We start from the raw sequence: 14,587 nt of genomic DNA, 5'->3' as shown, positions 1-14,587 counted from the left end.
TTACAACAGTCCGGCCTGGGTCATCAGTTCGACGGCTTTCTTGCTGTCGAGCTTCGACGCATCGACTTTCGGCGCGCCCAGATCCTTCAACGGCACCAGTTTGGGGTTGGAACCGGCGTCCTTGCCCACGGCGTACTCATACGACTTGCCGGTGCGCAGCACCTCCTGGCCCTGTTTGCCGGTGATGTACTCGAGGAACTTCTGGGCTTCCTCCTGGTGTTTGCTGGACGCCAACACGCCGCCGCCGGAAATGCTCACGAAGGCGCCCGGATCCTGATGCCGGAAGTAGTGCAGGGCGGTGTTCTTGCTGTTCTCGCCGGTCTTGGACTGATCGACGAAGCTGTAATAGTGGTAGATGACGCCGCTGTCGATCTGACCGGCGTTCACGGCCTTGAGCACCGCGCTGTTGCCGCGGTAGGCGGTGGCGTTGGTTTTCATGGCCTTGAGCCAATCCAGCGTGGCGGCTTCGCCTTTCTGCTGCAGGACGGCGGCGACGATGGCCTGAAAGTCCGCGCCGGCCGGTGAGGCGGCCCAGCGGCCTTTCCAGGCCGGATCCGCCAGGTCCATCAGGGATTTGGGCAAGTCCTTTTCCGCCAGTTTGGCCGGGTTGTAGACGAACACGGTGGAGCGGGCCGCGATGCCGACCCACTGACCATGGGCCGGGCGGTAGGCGGCGTCCACTTGCTCCAGCGTGGCCGGGGCCACAGGCGCGAACAGCTTGGCGTTGTCCACCAGCACCATGGCCGGGGAGTTCTCGGTGAGGAACACGTCCGCCGGAGAGGCCTTGCCTTCCTGCACCAGTTGGTTGCCCATCTCGGTGTCGTCGCCGTTGCGTAGGGTCACCGGGATGCCGGTCTCTTCGGTGAAGCCCGCGACCCAGGCCTTGGTCAGGGTTTCGTGCTGGGCGTTGTACACCACGATGCCGACCGAGTCAGCGGCAACGGCATGGCCGGCACCCAACAGTGCGGCAGTGAGCGCAGCGAGTTTCAGGAAGGACGGGACGCGTGGACGCATGACGGGACAGCTCCTGTGGTGAGACGTGATCGGCAACCCGTCGCGTGCCTAGCAATGCGAATGAGTTGCAAATGTCGGATGGCTGGCAATGTAGAGAGGCAAATGAGAAAAAAACGTCAAACAAACCGTTAATACATGTCATTGCCATTCAGGTTAGCAGTCACTCGGCCTTTGCAGGGTTGCCGTGCGTCACACAGAAGCGCTGTCGGTCAGTTGCGGGGGATGTAGGCCACGCTCTGGTCCTGGCGGACATGGAACACCTGTTCGCCGCGGGTGGGGGTGGTGGTGACGACCTGGTGGTCCGCGCCCAGGTAATCCAGGGGCACCGGGTCGCCGGGGCGGTACTGCGCGACGATGATCGTGCGCTGCGGATCCCAGTGGCGGCCGCTGGTGCGTTCAAGCCAGGCCATCAACGCGGCGGTGTCGCCGGCGCGAGGGAAGTCCTGGGTTTCCTGCACGTAGTAGAAGGGGGCGCCGCCGGTCTGCAGGTACATCGGCACTTTGTTGTCCACCTCGACCATCACCATTTCCCACTGTTTGAGCGGTGCTTGCAGGCTGGCTTGCTGGCGTACGGTTTCGCCGAAGCGGATCACGCCGCCGCCACTGTTGGTCCACGGGTAGAGGACGCCCAGCACGCCGAGCGTCAGCACCGTGGCGGCGGCGAACCCTGCCTTGAGGCGATTGCCGCCGAACCGCCCTTGGGCTTCACGCGCCGCCATGCGCCGGGTGATCCACCAGGCGCCGAGCAACTGCGCGAACGGCACCAGTGGCAGCACGTAGTAGCTGCGCCGGCTGCCGCTGGCGGTGAAGAACAGCAGCAACAGGCCCAGGCCCTGGATCAGCCGGCGGGTGTCCGGCTCGATGTGCCGCCAATGACGCATCGCCACCCACAGCGCAATGATCCAGCACGGCGCCCACGGCAGGGTGTAGACCGGCAGGTAGACCAGATAGGTCCAGATCGGCCCGATGTTGTCGAACGGCTGGAAGAAGCGCACCACGTTTTCCCGCAGCACCAGGCCCAGGCCGCTTTCGCCGTAGTTCGGCGCGCCGTACAGGTGCGAGAGCAGAAACGGCGTCATGTAGAACGCCCCGGCCACCAGCAGCGCCGCGCCCAGGCGCAGGTTGAGGTGACGTTTCCAGCGGCCGTCCTCCAGCAGGTGCGGCAGCAGCACCAGCCCCGGCAGGATGAAGCCGATCAGCCCCTTGAACAGTGAGGTCAGGGCCAGCAGCAGGCAAAACACCACGTAGCGCGAGAAACGGGTGTCGTCCGGCCCGCGCCAGTACCACCAGACCGCCGCCAGCACACCGCACACGGTGAGGATGTCGGCGGTGGCGACCCGGGCCCAGAACACGAAGTAGAACGTGGTCGCCAGCATCCACCCGGCGATCAACCCGGTGCCCTTACGGAACAGGCGTTCGCCCAGCAGGTAGACCAGCCACACGCTGAGCCACGCCGCCACCACCGACGACAGGCGCAGCGACCAGTGGCCCAGGCCGCCGGTCAGCCAGCTGCTGGCGGTGATCAGCCAGTAGGAGAGCAGCGGCTTGTCGTAATAGGCGCCGCCCTTGAGGTACGGGTCGAAGTAGTCGCCGCTCTGCAGCATCTGCAATGCGATGTTGGCCCAGCGGGTTTCGGCGCCCCAGAGTTCGCGGCCGCCCAGGCCCAGCATCAGCATCAGGGCGGTGGCGCCCAGCAGCAGCCACAGGGCGCGACGGTCGTCGCGCCGATCATTGCTTACGGTCATGGCTGGCTCTGGGGAAAGATGAAGATGTGCAGGTTGCCGCGCCGGAAGTGCTGGCCGTCCACCGGCAGCAGTTCGACTTCTTCCTCTTCCTGGGTGCTGTTGACGCGCATCACCACACCCACCGAGCCTTTCTTGCGTGCATCGGTCATCCACTGGCCGACGCTGTCGAGGCTGACCTTGCGGTTGGCCATCGCCGGGTCATCGAGACCGTACTTCAGTTCGCCCACGGTGTTGAACAGATCCACCTGCGGGCGGTTCAGCCGCCATGACAGGGCCGAGGCCGCGCCCAGGTCGTTGCTCAACAGCGAAGCGGTTTCGCCCAGCGCCTGCTGGTGCTCGGCGATGAATTGGTCGGGCATCTTGCTGTCGACGATCCGCGCCGGCATCGCCGCCGGCAGCAGCGCCACCAGCAGGCCGATGCCCAGCGCCGGCATCACCCACAGCGTCAACGGCCGCAGGGTTTGCAGGGCATTGGCGATGATCCAGCCGATCAGCACGATGTAGGCCAGCGACAGGCTGAACATCTCGGTGTTTTCGTAGAGTTCGCGCTTGCTCTGCAGGTAGAGCAGGGCCACCAGCGCCACGCTGGCCAGCACGGTGTTGATGATGCCGTTCAGGCGCAGTACGCGGCTGCTGCGGTTGTCCAGCCAGGTCACCACGGTGTGCCCCATCAGCAGGGCCAGCGGCAGCAGGCACGGCATGATGTAGGTCGGCAGCTTGCCGCTGCTGAGGCTGAAGAAGGCCAGCGGCAGGAGGAACCACAGGGCAAGGAACGCGGTTTTCGGTTCGCGCCGTTCCCGCCACGTGCGCATCAGCGTCGATGGCAGCAGCACCGCCCATGGCAGGGTGGAGGCGAACAGCAGCGGCAGGTAGAACCACCACGGGCGGGCATGCTGCGCCGCGTCGCCGGCGGCGAAACGGCGGATGTGCTCGTGCCAGAAGAAGAAACGCCAGAAGTCCGGTTCCCGATAATGGACAGCAATCACCCACGGCAGGCTGACCAGCGCCGCCACCAGCACGGCCAACGGGCCGTAGCGCAGCAGTTCGCCGAAGCGGCGCTGCCAGACCATGTAAGGCAGCACGATCAGCACCGGCAGCATCAGGGCCAGGAAACCCTTGGTCAGGAAGCCCATGCCGCAGGCCAGCCCCAACAGTGCCCAGCCGCCCAATCGGCCCCTTGGCGTCTGGCTGTCGAGGGCGAACCACACCGCCACCAGGCTCAGGTTGACCCACAGGGTGAACTGCGGGTCGAGGTTGGCGTACCCGGCCTGACCGGCGATCAGGCCGAAGCTCATGTAGAGCAGGGCGCAGGCGGCGCTGATGCGCGGCGAGTTCCACAGGCGGCGGGCCAGCAGGTAGGCCAGCCAGACGCTGACTCCGGTGCTCAGGGCCGAGGCGATGCGCACGCCGAACAGGTTCTCGCCGAAGATCGCCTGACCGATCGCGATCAGCCAGTAGCCGCCGGCGGGCTTCTCGAAGTAGCGGATGCCCATGAAGTGCGGAGCGACCCAGTTGCCGCTCTGGAGCATTTCCTGGCTGATCTGGCCGTAGCGGGTCTCGTCCGGGATCCACAGGCCGTGGTTCATCAACGGCAGCAGGTAGAACACGGCGAACGCCAGGACCAGGCCGAGGATGGCCCAGCGTTCGAAGGAGGCGTCGGGGCGGTTCAGGGGGATAGGGCGGGCAGCGTGGCGCAGCGGATTGTTTTGGGACGTCATGACAAAGCCTTGGTGGGGCGGAGTGCAGGGTTCAACGGTCCTGCCGACATGTTCCTGCGTCGGTGGGCCATCGGGTTGAATGAATGCAGGCGCGTGATCGGGCTACGGATGTTTCCTGTATTCAGAGTGCGTCCCAACCTCCAGGCAGGCGCGCTCGCGATTAAGACAAGCCTAAATGGGACGGATGTCCAGTTTGGCGGCCCGTAATACATCTTTCTTTACAAAACAATGAAAGCGCTGTGGTTAGGCTGACAAATAACGTCACTGTTTCCGTTGTGGCCTTACTTCAGGGAAAGTTGCGACCAAGTGTCGGCGTTGACGATGCCCATTACTTCAAGCTGCCCCTTGCCGCCGATGCGTACGAACAGTGCGCTGCCATATTCTGCGGTGGCCGCGTGGGGGAACCCGGTCTGCTTCTCGAAATCGCTGATGCAGCCGCTGTGGGTCACCAGCACCAGGTTATGTTGCGCAACCTTGTGCGCCACCACGTCATTGCGCAGCGTGGGGCCGCAGGTGGCCAGCCATTCCTGGGTGGCGGCATCGTGGCCGAACATGAAGTGCGCGGTCTGCGCGGTGCGTGTCATCGGGCTGCTCAGCACTTGGGCCTGATCCATGCCCAGGTGAGTGAAGCCTTGCCCGACGGTGGTCGCCGCCGCGCTGCCCACCTGCGTGATGCCGTCGGCCGGCCCCAGGCAAAGGTTCTCGGAGCGGTCGCAGCGTTCGGTATGACGCACCAGCGCAACCACCTCGCCAGCCTTCCAGGCCATGACCAACCGGCTGGTTTCGGCAGGCCCCGCGTTGCCCAGATAGGTCGGCGTGCGCGGCCACCAGACAAACCCGCTGACCAGCGCGGCCAGCGGCAGGAGCCAGGCCAATAGCACCAGTATGCGCATATGTTTCAAGCGCCCTTTCTTATTGGCGGAAATGAATTGCACGGACTCTCCCAAGGCTCGACCCCTTAGAACTTTCTGTATAAGTCAGGCACGGGGAGTGCCAACTATTTAATCAACTTTGATCGCGGGGAACATGAACGGTAGCTGAACACTACGCAGCTGCTCGTTGGGGCGCGGTGAAGAACATGTGAAAAAAATGCCAGAGCCGTAGATCCGCAACTAATCCGGTAATTGATAAATAAACTCAAATCCGAATTTTGTTTGGGCTTCTGGCTTACAAATATTGACGGCTGCGCTGAAGTTGTATTTTTTCAACTCCGTCAGGGGCGACGGTTTGTCTCCCCCATGCCGTGCAGCCCGGAACGCGCCTGCTGAAGCCCTGGAGTCACCGAACCGAATGGATCTCAAGCAAAGCCTGAGCAAGCGCATCGTCATCGTGTTTGCTCTGATGAGCGCCGTCGTCGCGGGCGTGTTTGCCGTGGGCATCGTGGCCACCGTCCATGTGGTGGAGCACAAGCTGACGAGCACTGCCCTGAGCGGCGGATTACGCCGGTTGTTGTCGATGGATGACATCAGCCGGTGGAACCATCGCCCGGAAAAAGATGAACTGTTTTACTTCGAGGGGGGACCAGGGCCGTTGGCGCTCACCCCGACGCTGGCGGCATTGCCGCCGGGCTTTCAGGAGGTGACGTTCGGCGACGATGCGTTCTTTGCCATGGTGGAGCTGGTCGGCGGGCGCAAGTACGTGCTGCTGCGCGACCAGGAAAGCCTGGAGAAGCGCGAGCACTTGCTGTTCGTCGTGGTGACCGTCGGGTTTCTGCTCAGCGTACTGCTGGCGTTGGTGCTGGGGCGTCTGCTGGCGCGCAGGGTGATGGCGCCGGTGATCCGCCTGGCGCGGCAGGTGCGGCACCGCGATCAGTTGCTGGAGCTGGCGCCGCCGCTGCACCCGGACTACGCGGCCGATGAAGTGGGCGAGCTGGCGCTGTCGTTCGACCAGACGCTGGGGCGCCTGCGCGAGACCCTGAGCCGGGAAAAGCTGTTCACCGCCGACGTCAGCCACGAACTGCGCACGCCGCTGATGGTGCTGTCCGGCTCCTGCGAACTGCTGCTCGCCAACCCGTCGCTTGACCCGCGCTCCTCGGCGCAAGTGAACCGCATCGCCAGGGCCAGCCATGAGATGCGCCAACTGGTGGATACTTTCCTGATGCTGGCCCGTGCCCAGGACGACACCGGCAACGACATCTGCGCCACGCTCAGGCAGGTGGCGGACGCCCAGGCGGAAATCTGGGGCCGGTTGATCCGGGAAAAGGGCCTCGAGTTCTTCTACGACACGAACCCGACCCATTCGCAGAGCTACAACCTGACGTTTCTGCAATCGGTGATGGGCAACCTGCTGCGCAATGCCTGGCACTACACGGATAAGGGCTACGTGCGCCTCACGCTGACGCAAAGCGGTTTTGTGGTGGAGGACAGCGGCATCGGCATCCCCGAGGAGCAGCGCCCGGCGATGTTCCAGCCGTTCGTGCGCGGCGACGAGCGTCGCGGCGAAGGGCTCGGTCTGGGGCTGTCGCTGGTGCAGCGGATCTGCACCCGGCAGCGCTGGACGGTGGAACTCACCACCCGTGAGCCCAACGGTTGCCGTTTCGCGGTGGAACTGACCCCGCCGGCTCAGGAGGCCGTCGGGCAACCGCGATTGCCGCCCGCGGCCTGAATGATCAGCGCGGCCAGGCGTTTGACGTTGTTTTGCTGGGCGCTCACCAACTCGTCGATCGAAGGCCCGGACGGCGTGCGCAAGGTCGAACGGCAGGCCAGCCGCGCACCGTCGCCGCCCGCTGCCCGCAGCTGCCATTTGACGTCGATAAGCCCGTACTGGCCGGGCACCGAATCGAAGCGCTGCACCTCGATCAGCACCGACGCCTTGCGCGGGCTGCCGGCATTGCCCAACTGATCCGTCAGGGTGCTACGCAATTCATCGGCCAGGCTCGCCGCCCACCATTCGGTCTCCAGGATCGCCAGGCCGCTGTTGCCCTGGCGGATGACGATCTGCGGCCGATCCACCTGCGGCGGCACGCTGATGCCTTCCAGGGCGATGTCCGGGCCGGCGCGGCCGGCGGCCGGTTGCGCCGGGGTCAGGGTATGGAAGCTGATCGGGTCGCTGCGGCAGGCGCCGAGCAGCAGGCATGCGGCGAGCACGGCGGTTTTCAGCGGTGAGGCCATGGGACAGCTCCTGTGCTCAGTTGCGCGGCGGGCCTTTCAGGTCCAGCGGCGCGGCGTTGTCGGGACGTCCGCGGATCAAGGATTCCGGGTGCCGGCCCAGGTAATCCGAGAGTTCGCGCAGCGAACGCGACATGCGGCCGAGTTCATCCAGCGTGCGGGTCAGCTGTTCGCGCTGCGGCGAGTCTTCGGCCAGGGTCGAGTTGGCCGACTGCAAGGTCTTGCTCACGTCGGACAGGGTGTTCTGCACGCCTGGCAAGGTCTTGGCGTTGAACTGGGTCAGGCCTTTGCGCAGTTCCACCAGGTTGCTGTCCAGGTTGCCGGCGATCCGTTCCACCGGCAGCTTGTTGAGCTTGTCGATCACGGCTTCAAGCTTTTCCTGCAGCTGTTCGAGGCTGCCGGGGAGGGTCGGGATCATGACGGGGCGCAGGGTTGGGTCGAACGCAACCTTTTCGGCCTTCGGATAGAAGTCCAGGGCGATGTACAACTGGCCGGTGAGCAGGTTGCCGCTGCGGGCCTGGGCACGCAGGCCGTTCTCGACGAAGGTGCCGATCAGCCGCACGGCGGCGGCTTCGTCTTCGGGATTGTGCTTGAGCACCTTGAGCATCTTGATGTGGGCCTGGCCCAGGCGCTGCGGGTAGATCACGATGCCGACGTTGACCGGGAAGCTGCGTTTCTTCTCGTCGAAATCCAGGTTCACGCTCACCACCCGGCCCACTTCCATGCCGAGGAATTCCACCGGTGCATCGACCTTGAGCCCGCGCAGCGCCTGGTCGAACCGCAGGCTCAGGTACTGCGGCTTGCCGTTGGGCGGGGCGAGGGCGGTCTGCTGGTCGTCGAACAGGTCGAAGGTCTTGAGTTCTTCGGCCGCCACGTCGTTGGGGCTGTACTCCGGTGCGCGGAAAGCGACGCCGCCGACCAGCAGGGTGGACAGCGATTCGGTCTTGACCGCGAAACCGTTGGCGCCGACGTTCACGTCCAGGCCGCTGGCGTTCCAGAAACGGGTGTTCTCGGTGACGTAGGCATCGTTGGGCGCATGGATGAACACTTCGACGGTCACGCCTTTGCCGTCGGCGTCCAGCGCGTAGGCGACGACCTGGCCCACCGGGATCTTGCGGTAGTAGACCGGCGAGCCGATATCCAGGGAGCCCAGGTCCTGGGTGTGCAGGTTGAAGCGCTTGCCCGGTTCGCCGTAGGTGATCGGCGGCGGGTTCTCAAGCCCGGTGAAGCGCTTGGCGCGGCTGGCGGACTGACCGATGTCGGCGCCGATGTAGTCGCCGGAGAGCAACGTGTCGATGCCCGACACGCCGCCGGCGCCGATGCGCGGGCGCACCACCCAGAACTGCGAGTCCTTGCGGGTGAAGGTCTCGGCCTGCTTGGACAGCTTGAGGGTGGCGTTGACGCTTTTCTGGTCGTTGCTCAGCTCGACGTCGGTCACGTGGCCGATCACCACGTTGCGGTATTTGACTTCGGTCTTGTTGGCGGTCAGGCCGCTGCCGGTCTTGAACGAGACGGTGATGGTCGGGCCTTCCTGCATCAGGTTGTGCACCACCAGCGAAATGCCCACCAGCACCGCGACGATCGGCACGATCCACACCAGCGACACGTTGAAGCGCCGGGTCTTGACCGGGGCGGGACCGGGTGCGGGCGGCGGGCTCGCGGCTGACGTCTCCATCCATGACCTCCGGGGGTGTGTTCGGCAATGAGCGTCAGGAACGCAAAAGCACTTCCTCAATATAGAAGTGCTTTGCGAGAGAGCAAATGCGGGCCGGCGCCGCCGTCAGCCGAGGATTTCCCGCAGGCGGTACCAGAACATGCCCAACGCCAGCAGCGGCGAGCGCAGGGCCGGGCCGCCGGGGAAGGTCATGTGCGGCACGCCGCTGAACACGTCCATGCCTTGGCTGTGGCCGGCGTGGATCGCCTCGCCGAGCAGTTTGGCGCACCAGTGGGTGACGTTCAGGCCGTGGCCGGAATAGCCCTGGGCGTAGAACACGTTCGGGTGCTGCCGGAGACGGCCCACCTGCGGGAAGCGGTTGGCGGTGATGCCGATCTTGCCGCCCCACTGGTAATCGATGCGCACGTCCGCCAGTTGCGGGAACACTTTGAGCATCTTCGGCCGCATGTACGCGGCAATGTCCGCCGGATCCCGCCCGGAATAGTGGCAGGCACCACCGAACAGCAGGCGGCGGTCCGCCGAGAGCCGGTAGTAGTCGAGGCCGACTTTCTGGTCGCACAGCGCCAGGTTCTGCGGGATCAGTTCGGCGGCGCGCGCCGGCGACAGGGGCTCGGTGGCGATGATGTAGCTGCCGGCGGGCAGCACCTTGCCGCTGAGTTTCTGTTCGAGTTCGTCCAGGTGCGCGTTGCAGCCCAGCACCAGGCTGCCGGCACGCACGGTGCCGTGGGTGCAGCGCACCTGTACGGTGTCGCCGTGGGTGATCTCCTGCACCTGGCTCTGCTCGAAGATCCGCACCCCCAGCGCAGCGGCCACCCGGGCTTCGCCCTGCACCAGATCCAGCGGGTGCAGGTGACCCGAGCCCATGTCGATCAGGCCGCCCTGGTAGACGCCGGCGTTCACCACCTGCCGGCGGATCTGTTCCGGCGCCACCAACCGCGTCTCATGGGCATAGCCGGACTTCGCCAGGCTGTCCTGTTCGGCCTTGAACGCCTCGAACTGCGCGGCGGTGTTGGCCAGCTCGCAGAAGCCCCAGCGCAGGTCGCAGTCGATGCCGTGCTCGGCGATGCGCCGGCGCACCAGCTCCACCGAGTCGATCCCGGCCTGTTGCAGGTAGCGCACGCCGTCGCTGCCGACATGGCGGGCGAAGCTTTCGACGTCATGGCCGATGCCGCGGATCAATTGCCCGCCGTTGCGCCCGCTGGCGCCCCAGCCGATCCGCCGGCCCTCCAGCAGCACCACCGAGAGGCCGCGCTGCGCCAGTTCGATGGCGGTGTTGACGCCGGTGAAGCCGCCGCCGATCACGCAGACGTCGGCGCTCAGGTCGCTGTCCAGCACCGGGTAGGGCGTGGCCGCGCGGGCGGAAGCGGCGTAGTAGGAGCGGGTGTGTTCCTGGGTGGACTGATTCATTTGTTCGACTTCACTTTGCTCCAGGACCGGGTCATCAGACGCATGATCGACTGGGGCGGGGTAGAGGAGATGTAGAGCTTGTCGAGCACCGCCTGGGGCGGGTAGACCTCGGGGTTGTTGACCAGCTCGGCGTCCATGTACGGCTTGGCCGCAGGGTTGGGGTTGGCGTAGCCGACCGAGGCGCTGACCTTGGCGATCACCTGCGGGTCGAGCAGGTAGTTGATGAAGGCGTGGGCTTCCTTCGGATTGCTGGCGTCGGCGGGGATCGCCAGCAGGTCGAACCACAGGTTGGCGCCTTCCTTGGGGATCGCGTAAGCGATGTTCACGCCGTTCTTGGCTTCCTTGGCGCGGTTGGCGGCCTGGAACACGTCGCCGGAATAGCCGAAGGCCACGCAGATGTCGCCGTTGGCCAGGTCCGACACATACTTGGAGGAGTGGAAGTAGGTGATGTAGGGGCGGATGCTCAGCAGCTTCTCTTCGGCCTTCTTGTAGTCGTCCGGGCTTTCGCTGCGCGGATCCAGGCCCATGTAGTTGAGGACGGCCGGAAAGACTTCGTCGGCCGAGTCCATCATCGACACGCCGCACTGGGTGAGTTTCTTCAGGTTCTCCGGTTCGAACAGCACGGCCCAGGAATCGATGTGGTCGACGCCCAGCACCTGCTTGACCTTGTCGACGTTGTAGCCGATGCCGTTGGTGCCCCACAGGTAAGGCACGGAGTGTTCGTTGCCGGCGTCGTTCTTCTCCAGCAGGGCGAGCAGTTTGGGGTCGAGGTTCTTCCAGTTCGGCAATTGCGAGCGGTCGAGCTTGAGGAACGCGCCGGCCTTCACCTGGCGGGCCAGGAAGTGGTTGGAGGGCACCACCACGTCATAGCCGGTGCGGCCGGCGAGCAGTTTGCCTTCCAGGGTTTCGTTGGAGTCGAAGACGTCGTAGATGACCTTGATCCCGCTGCCGGCCTGGAAGTCGGCGAGGGTGGTCTCGCCGATGTAGTCGGTCCAGTTGTAGACGCTGACCTGGGGTTGAGCCTGGGCCCCGGCGCTGCACAGCAGCGCGAGGGCGGCGGGGATCATGGATTTCAACGGACGCATGGCGACACCTCTTGGCATTGTTGGAATTTTTGGGTTGCTGCGTTTCCTGTGGGAGCTAGCTTGCTGGCGATGGCGGTCTGTCAGCCGACGACGATGTTGGCTGTGCCGGCCCTATCGCGGGCAAGCCCGCTCCCACAGGGGAATGCGGTGTTTCGGGTTGCTGCGTTTTCTGTGGGGGCTAGCTTGCTGGCGATGGCGGTCTGTCAGCCGACGACGATGTTGGCTGTGTCGGCCCTATCCCGCTCCCACAGGGGAATGCGGTGTTTCGGGTTGCTGTGTTTCCTGTGGGAGCTAGCTTGCTAGCGATAGCGGTCTGTCAGCCGGCGAAGATGTTGGCTGTGCCGGCCTCTCGCGAGCAGGCTCGCTCCTACAGGGATTCAGACGCTCAGCAGCAGGAATTCCCGCTCCCAGGAGCTGATCACCCGTTTGAAGTTCTCGTGCTCGGCCCGTTTGACCGCCACATAGCCGCGTACGAACTTGTCGCCCAGGTAGCCAGCGACGGTCTCGCACTCTTCCATCTGGGTCAGGGCCTCTTCGATGGTGATCGGCAGGCGCAGGTTGCGCCGCTCATAGGCCCGGCCTTCCACGGCAGCACTCGGCTCGACGCCTTCGACCATGCCGATGTAGCCGCACAGCAGGCTGGCGGCGATGGCCAGGTACGGGTTGGCGTCTGCGCCCGGCAGGCGGTTTTCCACGCGCATCGATTCCGGCCCCGAGGTCGGCACCCGCAGCCCGACGGTGCGGTTCTCTTCGCCCCATTCGACGTTGACCGGCGCCGAGGTGTCCGGCAGGAAGCGGCGGAACGAGTTCACGTTCGGCGCGAACATCGGCAGCACCTTGGGGATGTACTTCTGCAGGCCGCCGATGTGGTGGCGGAACAGCGTGCTCATGGAGCCGTCGGCATCGGCAAAGATCGGCTGGCCGGTGGCGATGTCCACCACGCTCTGGTGCAGGTGCATGGCGCTGCCGGGTTCGTCGCCGATCGGCTTGGCCATGAAGGTGGCGGTGACGTTGTGCTTGAGCGCCGCCTCGCGCAGGGTGCGCTTGAAGACGGTGATCTGGTCGGCCAGGTCCAGCGCGTCGCCATGGCGGAAGTTGATTTCCATCTGCGCCGGGCCGTCTTCGTGGATCAGCGTGTCCAGGTCCAGGCCTTGCAGCTCGCACCAGTCGTAGACGTCTTCGAACAGCGGGTCGAATTCGTTGGCCGCGTCGATGGAGAACGACTGGCGGCCGCTTTCGGCCCGGCCCGAGCGACCCAGCGGCGCCTTGAGCGGCAGATCCGGGTCTTCGCAGCGCTGGGTCAGATAGAACTCCATTTCCGGCGCCACGATCGGCTTCCAGCCCTTGTCGGTGTACAGCTGCAGGACCTTCTTGAGCACGTTGCGCGGCGACAGTTCGATCGGGTTGCCGAACTTGTCGAAGGTGTCGTGGATCACGATGGCGGTGGGCTCGACGGCCCAAGGCACCACGTACACCGCGTCGCTCACCGGTTTGCAGACCATGTCGATGTCGGCCGGGTCGAGCAGGTCGTAGTAGATGTCGTCGTCGACGAAATCCCCGGTTACCGTTTGCAGCAGCACACTTTCCGGCAGGCGCATGCCTCGCTCATGCAGGAACTTGTTGGTCGGTGCGATCTTGCCGCGGGCGATGCCGGTCAGGTCGCTGACCACGCATTCCACTTCGGTAATCTTGTGATCTTTCAGCCATGTGAACAGCTGATCGAAAGGGGCGTTCATAAAGACCTCGTCGTTGGTTTTATTGACGCGCCGGGAATACGGTTTCATCTGCCGCAGGCTTCCCCTGTGGCGCGTTGACGTCTATCTTGGGCGGGCCTTGCGGTTCCATCTATCCACTTTCAGCAGCACCAAAGCGCACCAAAAGAGTGCGCAAGGTCTCCCATGACAACGTGTAACCCGATACAGGTCCAAGCCTTCGACACCGCCGACGTCACCGAACAGATCCGCGCCACGCCGGGTTGGGTGCAGCATTACCAACAGATGTCGCCAGGGCATTTCGCCGGGCGGATCCGCTACCTGGACCTTCAGGGTGTGGAGGTCTACGAAGAGCAGATGAACACCCGCGTCGAGCAGAACTTCAGTGCGCCGCCAGGGGCGCTGGCGTTCTGTTTCGACCGCAGCGACAACGCGCTGTACCTGCTCAACGAAGAGAGCCGCAACATCTGGATCACTCCGGAGAACTACCAGGAAATCGCCGTGGTGTTCGGCCCGGACTTCGTCCGCCAGCACGGCCTGGACGTGGCCCGGCTGGAGGGGCTGTTCATGGCGCCGCTCAACGGCGGGCAGAACGCGCTGTTCAGCCGCTGGCTCAGCGCGACCCTGACCCGGCTCGCGCAGACCTTCGACCCGACGACTAAAGACGCACTGACCCGCCAGTTGCTGGAGGACTGCCTGTTCATCCTCGACAACGCCCGGCTGTGCCTGGATCGCGGCGCCCAGCAGCGCAGGGCCGATGAGCGGAGGATCATGAAGCGCGTGGGCGAATGGGCGGCGGACTCGCCGGAAGAGACCGTCAACCTGCTGGAGCTTTCACAGGTTGCCGGGGTGTCGCTGCGTCAGTTGCAGCAGGCGTTCAAGGCCTACACCGGCATGTCCCCGACCCACTGGCTGCGCCTGCGCCGGCTCAACAGCGCCCGGCGCGAACTGCTTGGCCGCAGCGGCGGGGCCAACACGGTGGCCGAAGTGGCGATGAATTGGTCGTTCTGGCATTTGGGGCGGTTCTCCAGCAGTTACCGGGCCCTGTTCAAGGAGTTGCCCAGCGAGACGCTGAAGCGGCGGAACTGAGCGACGCAACGGCGCGCAACGGCCAGCCCGGCGGC

Annotated in this window: 11 protein-coding genes; 2 read left to right on the top strand and 9 right to left on the bottom strand. The window is 64.8% G+C overall.

What is annotated here, in order from left to right:
• The 4 genes from CAG31_RS16600 to CAG31_RS16585 all read right to left on the bottom strand — a co-directional run bounded on the left by CAG31_RS16600 (window position 1) and on the right by CAG31_RS16585 (window position 5,370).
• Window positions 1-1,014 carry an iron ABC transporter substrate-binding protein gene (locus CAG31_RS16600; protein ID WP_085583019.1) on the bottom strand — a complete coding sequence of 338 codons (1,014 nt, stop codon included), beginning with the start codon at window positions 1,012-1,014 and terminating at the stop codon, window positions 1-3.
• Window positions 1,015-1,223: 209 nt separating this feature from the next.
• On the bottom strand, window positions 1,224-2,759 hold the full coding sequence (locus CAG31_RS16595; protein WP_085583017.1) for a glycosyltransferase family 39 protein: 1,536 nt from the start codon (window positions 2,757-2,759) through the stop codon (window positions 1,224-1,226).
• On the bottom strand, window positions 2,756-4,477 hold the full coding sequence (gene arnT / locus CAG31_RS16590; protein ID WP_085583015.1) for a lipid IV(A) 4-amino-4-deoxy-L-arabinosyltransferase: 1,722 nt from the start codon (window positions 4,475-4,477) through the stop codon (window positions 2,756-2,758). The genes CAG31_RS16595 and arnT overlap by 4 nt, the downstream gene beginning before the upstream one ends.
• 281 nt (window positions 4,478-4,758) lie before the next feature.
• Window positions 4,759-5,370 (bottom strand): histidine phosphatase family protein, encoded by a 612-nt coding sequence (locus CAG31_RS16585; protein WP_085583013.1) that lies wholly within the window; start codon window positions 5,368-5,370, stop codon window positions 4,759-4,761.
• Between the two features lie 397 nt (window positions 5,371-5,767).
• Between CAG31_RS16585 and CAG31_RS16580 the strand changes: the two genes are divergently transcribed.
• Window positions 5,768-7,081 (top strand): HAMP domain-containing sensor histidine kinase, encoded by a 1,314-nt coding sequence (locus CAG31_RS16580; RefSeq protein WP_085583011.1) that lies wholly within the window; start codon window positions 5,768-5,770, stop codon window positions 7,079-7,081.
• Here CAG31_RS16580 and CAG31_RS16575 read toward each other — a convergent pair.
• The 5 genes from CAG31_RS16575 to CAG31_RS16555 form a co-directional block, all read right to left on the bottom strand.
• Window positions 7,039-7,587 carry a membrane integrity-associated transporter subunit PqiC gene (locus tag CAG31_RS16575; RefSeq protein WP_085583009.1) on the bottom strand — a complete coding sequence of 183 codons (549 nt, stop codon included), beginning with the start codon at window positions 7,585-7,587 and terminating at the stop codon, window positions 7,039-7,041. The two genes, CAG31_RS16580 and CAG31_RS16575, sit on opposite strands and share 43 nt — an antisense overlap.
• Window positions 7,588-7,603: 16 nt before the next feature.
• Complete coding sequence (locus tag CAG31_RS16570; RefSeq protein WP_085583007.1) at window positions 7,604-9,259, bottom strand: intermembrane transport protein PqiB; 1,656 nt, start codon at window positions 9,257-9,259, stop codon at window positions 7,604-7,606.
• A gap of 105 nt (window positions 9,260-9,364) precedes the next feature.
• A complete protein-coding gene (locus CAG31_RS16565; protein WP_085583005.1) occupies window positions 9,365-10,666 on the bottom strand; it encodes an FAD-binding oxidoreductase in 1,302 nt (433 codons plus the stop codon).
• Complete coding sequence (locus CAG31_RS16560) at window positions 10,663-11,751, bottom strand: polyamine ABC transporter substrate-binding protein (RefSeq protein ID WP_085583003.1); 1,089 nt, start codon at window positions 11,749-11,751, stop codon at window positions 10,663-10,665. Before CAG31_RS16560 ends, CAG31_RS16565 begins: the two co-directional genes overlap by 4 nt.
• 377 nt (window positions 11,752-12,128) lie before the next feature.
• Window positions 12,129-13,487 (bottom strand): glutamine synthetase family protein, encoded by a 1,359-nt coding sequence (locus CAG31_RS16555; RefSeq protein WP_085583001.1) that lies wholly within the window; start codon window positions 13,485-13,487, stop codon window positions 12,129-12,131.
• Window positions 13,488-13,649: 162 nt separating this feature from the next.
• Between CAG31_RS16555 and CAG31_RS16550 the strand changes: the two genes are divergently transcribed.
• Window positions 13,650-14,552 carry a helix-turn-helix domain-containing protein gene (locus CAG31_RS16550; protein WP_085582999.1) on the top strand — a complete coding sequence of 301 codons (903 nt, stop codon included), beginning with the start codon at window positions 13,650-13,652 and terminating at the stop codon, window positions 14,550-14,552.
• Window positions 14,553-14,587 lie beyond the last annotated feature (35 nt).

The organism is Pseudomonas sp. R25(2017) (assembly GCF_002112565.1).
In the GTDB taxonomy this organism is placed as follows: Bacteria; Pseudomonadota; Gammaproteobacteria; order Pseudomonadales; family Pseudomonadaceae; genus Aquipseudomonas; species Aquipseudomonas ekonensis.
Note: the sequence above shows the minus strand (reverse complement) of the source record. Positions and strands in the feature narration are given on the sequence as shown.

Bases quoted from the DNA above. Each gene is read 5' to 3' on its own strand.
- CAG31_RS16580 (WP_085583011.1), top strand. From the start codon at position 5,768: ATGGATCTCAAGCAAAGCCTGAGCAAGCGCATCGTCATCGTGTTTGCT.
- CAG31_RS16550 (WP_085582999.1), top strand. From the start codon at position 13,650: ATGACAACGTGTAACCCGATACAGGTCCAAGCCTTCGACACCGCCGAC.
- CAG31_RS16575 (WP_085583009.1), bottom strand. From the start codon at position 7,587: ATGGCCTCACCGCTGAAAACCGCCGTGCTCGCCGCATGCCTGCTGCTC.
- CAG31_RS16595 (WP_085583017.1), bottom strand. From the start codon at position 2,759: ATGACCGTAAGCAATGATCGGCGCGACGACCGTCGCGCCCTGTGGCTG.
- CAG31_RS16560 (WP_085583003.1), bottom strand. From the start codon at position 11,751: ATGCGTCCGTTGAAATCCATGATCCCCGCCGCCCTCGCGCTGCTGTGC.
- CAG31_RS16570 (WP_085583007.1), bottom strand. From the start codon at position 9,259: ATGGAGACGTCAGCCGCGAGCCCGCCGCCCGCACCCGGTCCCGCCCCG.
- CAG31_RS16600 (WP_085583019.1), bottom strand. From the start codon at position 1,014: ATGCGTCCACGCGTCCCGTCCTTCCTGAAACTCGCTGCGCTCACTGCC.
- CAG31_RS16555 (WP_085583001.1), bottom strand. From the start codon at position 13,487: ATGAACGCCCCTTTCGATCAGCTGTTCACATGGCTGAAAGATCACAAG.
- arnT (WP_085583015.1), bottom strand. From the start codon at position 4,477: ATGACGTCCCAAAACAATCCGCTGCGCCACGCTGCCCGCCCTATCCCC.
- CAG31_RS16585 (WP_085583013.1), bottom strand. From the start codon at position 5,370: ATGCGCATACTGGTGCTATTGGCCTGGCTCCTGCCGCTGGCCGCGCTG.
- CAG31_RS16565 (WP_085583005.1), bottom strand. From the start codon at position 10,666: ATGAATCAGTCCACCCAGGAACACACCCGCTCCTACTACGCCGCTTCC.